The organism is Roseateles sp. P5_E11 (assembly GCF_054049355.1).
Genome location: NZ_JBFUMO010000900.1, coordinates 1 through 1,631, shown reverse-complemented (window position 1 = coordinate 1,631; position 1,631 = coordinate 1). Strand labels below are relative to the sequence as shown.

Annotated in this window: 2 protein-coding genes; both read right to left on the bottom strand. The window is 62.7% G+C overall.

The window, feature by feature from the left end:
* On the bottom strand, nucleotides 1-693 hold a 693-nt coding region (locus ACXJKR_RS31900), incomplete at its 3' end, for an SOS response-associated peptidase family protein (RefSeq protein WP_457326264.1).
* A gap of 151 nt (nucleotides 694-844) precedes the next feature.
* Entirely contained in the window at nucleotides 845-1,531 is a 687-nt protein-coding gene (locus tag ACXJKR_RS31895) for a YfbU family protein (RefSeq protein WP_457326263.1), read from the bottom strand.
* Nucleotides 1,532-1,631: the final 100 nt, after the last annotated feature.

Here is a 1,631-nt window from a genome sequence, read left to right as displayed (position 1 = left end):
GAACTCCAGCACGACGTTTTCCGGCTTCTCATCCGGGGCCAGGGGGCGATGCTCCATGTCATGGCGCTTCACGTTCTCGTAGAACTGGTCCACCAGCAGGACACCATGCGTGTAGCCGAACTGCTTGCGCCAGAACCCCTCCAGGCTGTCGCGGCGTGCGTTGTAGGCTCCAGGAAAATCCTTGTCGAATGAGACCGGAAGGCCGGCAGGCCGGCAGTGATATCGCATCGGCACGACGACGCGCTGACCATCGCGCATCACCATCAGCGGCGCATAGCCACCACTAAAAATACGTGAGTCGCGGTCCAGCAGTTCGGTCCGGCGCAGGTCGTTCAGGTCCAGCATGAACTTGGAAATCTTCGACGTGGCGATGCGCTCGCTCTCCCGCGCCGCCTTCGTCGGCTTGATCTGCAGGGCGCGCTCAGCATCGGCAAGGCGCTTGCGCTGAGCGAACAGCTCCTTCTCCAGAGCCATCGTCCTGTCGGCCTTGTAGGCCTCGATCAGGCTCTTGATCTCCATCTCGTCGGGCGTATTGGCTGCGTGCTCGAAGGCCGCCTCCATGGCCTTGGGGATCTTCAACTTGGCCTCCTGCCGCCCGTAGAAGACTTTGACGAAGTCCTTGATGCTGAGGCTGGCGCCGAACATGCGGACGTAGTCCCTGTAGTCGGCGCGGATCTGGGCGGAGTAGCACATCGAGTTGGCATCCCGTCGGGTTCGATGGGGCGGTTATCGCACGGCACGGCGGGAAGCTCCAGCCCGACCAGCCACACCAGCGGCTTGAAAATACTGCACTGTGGGGGGCCAGTGGCAGGGCCAGGGAGGCGCTGCCGCTGCAGCTGCCGCGTCAGGTGCGCTTGACCAGCTCGATGATCTGGTCCACGTTCAGCTCGCGGCCGAATCCCAGGCTGACGCGCATAGGCTCGAAGGCCGCGGCCATGCGGCGATAGCGCTCCGCCGTGGGTGCATGGGAGTTGAAGTCGCGCCCCTTGAAGCGGGAGAAGCGATCCATCTTCTCGACGACGAAGCGCGCGATGCTCGTCAGCGTGGCCTCGTTGTTGCCGTCGAAGCCGGCGAACTTCGGCAAGTAGCCGTAGTTGGCCGCCTTCAGCTTCTCGATGTCAGCTTCCGACAGCTTCTCGACGGCGCCTTCGATGAAGTCCCAGGCATCCAGCGTGTCCACGACCAGGGTGACGTCTGCGGGGCGGTCGGCGTGTTTGTGGAACAAGCCGTTCATCTCCCACGTCGGCGCCCAGTAGTGACCGCCATAGATGCTCTCCGCGACGAAGTCGGCGTCGGTCTCCGCGTCCTTTACCTTGAGGGCTTTCATGATGTCGCGCAGCATCATGAAGTTCAGCTTGTCGCCGTCCGTGAGGTGAATGGCCTTGCCGGTCATGGTGCCCAAGCCAATGTCGACCAGTTGGCGCACCGCGTCCGAGCGGGAGCTGGCGCTGCCGGTCTGCTCCATCCATTCATCAATGCGGCTGGCCAGGTCCTCGTCCAGGCGCAGCTCAAGTCGTTCCGATCTAGCCATTTCATCTCCTTTCCGGCAAATGCCGTACTGCCGTGCAATTGTACGGCAGTACGGCATTTTTACGAAACCACTCGGCCGCGGCGCTCGTGGGCTTGACCTC

Bases quoted from the DNA above. Each gene is read 5' to 3' on its own strand.
- ACXJKR_RS31895 (WP_457326263.1), bottom strand. From the start codon at position 1,531: ATGGCTAGATCGGAACGACTTGAGCTGCGCCTGGACGAGGACCTGGCC.